Consider the following 2,657-nt stretch of genomic DNA (forward strand, 5'->3'; position numbering starts at 1 on the left):
GTCGTGGTAGACGCCGGCGGCCAGGGTGAGCGGCACCGAGCCGGCGCCGTCCTCCTCGCGGGCGCCGCGGGTGCCGAACCGGCCGTCGGCCAGGGTGCACAGCGCCTCAGCCACCCGCTCCAGGCGCGAGTCGGCGTCCACCGTCACCGTCCAGGCTCGCTCGGCGCGGTCGCCGACGTCGGCCGGCTCCATCACGGGCTCCTTTCTCTGGACCCGTGCGCCTATCGTCGCGACCCAAGGCGCGCGGGCAAAGGGCCGACCGGCATGCCAGCGGGAAGTCCTTGGACCCTGGACACGGCGGTGGCCGGACGGCACGCTCGGCCGATGACCCCAGCGCCAGAAGGAGTACACCGTCATGGTGGAGCTTCACACCCGCTACCTCGGGATGCAGCTGCGCAGCCCGCTGGTCGCCTCCTCGTCGCCGCTGACCGGCAGCCTGGACGGGCTGCGGCGGCTGGAGGCGGCCGGTGCGGCCGCGGTGGTGCTGCCGTCACTGTTTGAAGAACAGCTCACCCTGGAGGCCCACCAGCTCGGGCGGCTGCTGGAGCGCGGGGCGGGCAGCCTGTCGGCGGCGCTGGCCCTGGACGACTACAACGCCGGGCCGTTCGGCTACCTGGCGCTGGTCGAGAAGGCCAAGGCCACCCTGTCAGTGCCGGTGATCGCCAGCCTCAACGGCCTGGCGCCCGGCGCCTGGGTCGAGCACGCCACCCTGCTCGAGGACGCCGGCGCCGACGCCTTGGAGCTCAACCTCTACTCCGTGTCCTCCAGCCCGGGGTTGGGTGGCTCGGAGGTCGAGCGGCGCTACCTGGACCTGGTCGGGGCGGTGCGGCAGACCATCGGCGTCCCGCTGGCGGTCAAGCTCAGCCCCTACTTCAGCGCCATGGCCGACATGGCCCGCCAGCTGGTCGAGGCGGGCGCCCAGGGGCTGGTGCTGTTCAACCGCTTCTACCAGCCCGACCTGGACCTTGAGACCCTGGAGGTGACCCCCCGCCTGGTGCTGTCGACCTCCGAGGAGCTGCGCCTGCCGCTGCGCTGGATCGCGATCCTCGCCGGCCAGCTGCCGGTGTCGCTGGCCGCCTCGACCGGCGTGCACACCGCCGCCGACGCGGTCAAGGCGCTGCTGGCGGGGGCGGACGTGGCGATGATGGCCTCGGCGCTGCTGCGCCACGGGCCCGAGCACCTGCCCGCCGTCGAGGCCGGCCTCCGGGACTGGCTGGACGAGCGCGGCATGCAGTCGGTCGCTCTCCTGCGCGGCCTGCGCAGCCAGCGCTCGGTCCGTGACCCGGCGGCGTGGGAGCGGGCCAACTACCTCACCATGCTGGCCACCTACCCCGACCAGGTCCACACCCAGGCCCGCTGACACGCTAGTCGTTCGCGCGCGGCCAGCCGCTCGCTGGGCGAGCTGACCAAGCGGCCAGGCGTGCAGCCCGCCGGCTGCGGCACCGCCGCTGGATGGATTCGGCAGGTTGCGGGCGCCAGCTCCTGGCTCGTCGTTCGATGCCAGGCACGCCTTGTGCGTCGTAGAACCGTCGCGGCCCGCATGACGGCGTCTGCCTGGTTGTCTGCGTGTCGGCGGCGTCCTGCCCGGGACGGGGTGCTTGCACCGGGCGTAGCAGCCGCCCCTGGGACGGATGGCCCGCAGCGGGACGGACCTTCGCCCCTCCCGCGACCGCGGGTGGTGAGGCCAGGCTCTGTTGGGATGGTGGAGCCGCCGCCAGCAGTGCTGCTTGCGCGCAAGCCAGCAGTGCTGCGCGAGCGAAGAAGGTGAGGGCCGTGCGTGACGTCCGCTTGCAGGAGCTGACCAGGGAGGCGTGCTTTGAGCTGCTGGCCGGCCAGCGCCTGGGTCGGGTGGTGCTGGTCGACGACCGCGGGCCGATCGCGCTGCCGGTCAACTTCGTCGTTGACCACTACACCGTGCTGTTTCGTACCGGCGAGGGGACCAAGCTGGATGTGGCCGGCCGCGGCGCGCCGGTCGCCTTCGAGGTCGACGGGGTCGATGAGGCGACCCGCACTGGCTGGAGCGTCCTGGTCCGCGGAGAGGCCACCGAGGTCACCGACCCGGCCGAGCTGGCACGCCTGCGTGAGCTGCCGCTATACCCTGGGCGCCCGGCGCCAAGGCCCGCTACATCCGGATCCTCCCCACGGTGCTGACCGGGCGGCGGATCGCGCTGCCCGAGGACGCACCATGGACCTGGTGGGGCTAGCAACCAAGTCAGCAGGCGGGCTGTTGTGCTCGCCCACTGTGAGGTTCCGTCATGGGAACGGGCATCGACCGGGAGGCGTTCGACGAGCTCGACGACGCCCGCTTCCAGCAGCGGCTCGAACAATGCCTGGCGACGCTTGGCCGGCTGCTTGAGCGGCCCGGCTTCGGGGTCGGCCCGGTCACCCTAGGTGCCGAGCTGGAGCTGTTCCTGGTCGACGCCACCGCCCGGCCGCTGCCGCAAGACCACGCGGTCCGCGCCACCGCGGCCGATCCCGCGTCAACCTCGAACTGGACCGGTTCAACCTGGAGCTGAACGCCACCCCGACAGGGTCTCGGCATGGTGCGGGTTTGTCTGGATGGCGTGCCGGCGTGGCCGGTAGCGCGGAAGCTGCTGGCCCGGAGGACCCCCGTCGACCGGGACTGTTGTCCCTGGTCCCGGGATCGCCGATCGTGC

General features: G+C 72.6%; 4 protein-coding genes. 3 read left to right on the forward strand and 1 reads right to left on the reverse strand.

Annotated features, from left to right (window positions below; genetic code table 11):
• Positions 1-192, reverse strand: a 192-nt coding sequence (locus VG276_10960) for a hypothetical protein (GenBank protein ID HEV8649896.1), incomplete at its 3' end; no start/stop codon positions are given.
• A 163-nt stretch (positions 193-355) separates the two neighbouring features.
• On the opposite strand from VG276_10960, the gene VG276_10965 reads away from it, so the two are divergent.
• The 3 genes from VG276_10965 to VG276_10975 all read left to right on the forward strand — a co-directional run bounded on the left by VG276_10965 (position 356) and on the right by VG276_10975 (position 2,516).
• Positions 356-1,360: a dihydroorotate dehydrogenase-like protein gene (locus tag VG276_10965; GenBank protein ID HEV8649897.1), complete on the forward strand. Its 1,005-nt coding sequence runs from the start codon at positions 356-358 to the stop codon at positions 1,358-1,360.
• A 413-nt stretch (positions 1,361-1,773) separates the two neighbouring features.
• Positions 1,774-2,151 (forward strand): pyridoxamine 5'-phosphate oxidase family protein, encoded by a 378-nt coding sequence (locus tag VG276_10970; protein ID HEV8649898.1) that lies wholly within the window; start codon positions 1,774-1,776, stop codon positions 2,149-2,151.
• Positions 2,152-2,255: 104 nt separating this feature from the next.
• A complete protein-coding gene (locus VG276_10975; GenBank protein ID HEV8649899.1) occupies positions 2,256-2,516 on the forward strand; it encodes a hypothetical protein in 261 nt (86 codons plus the stop codon).
• Positions 2,517-2,657: the final 141 nt, after the last annotated feature.

This window comes from Actinomycetes bacterium (assembly GCA_036000965.1).
In the GTDB taxonomy this organism is placed as follows: Bacteria; Actinomycetota; CALGFH01; order CALGFH01; family CALGFH01; genus DASYUT01.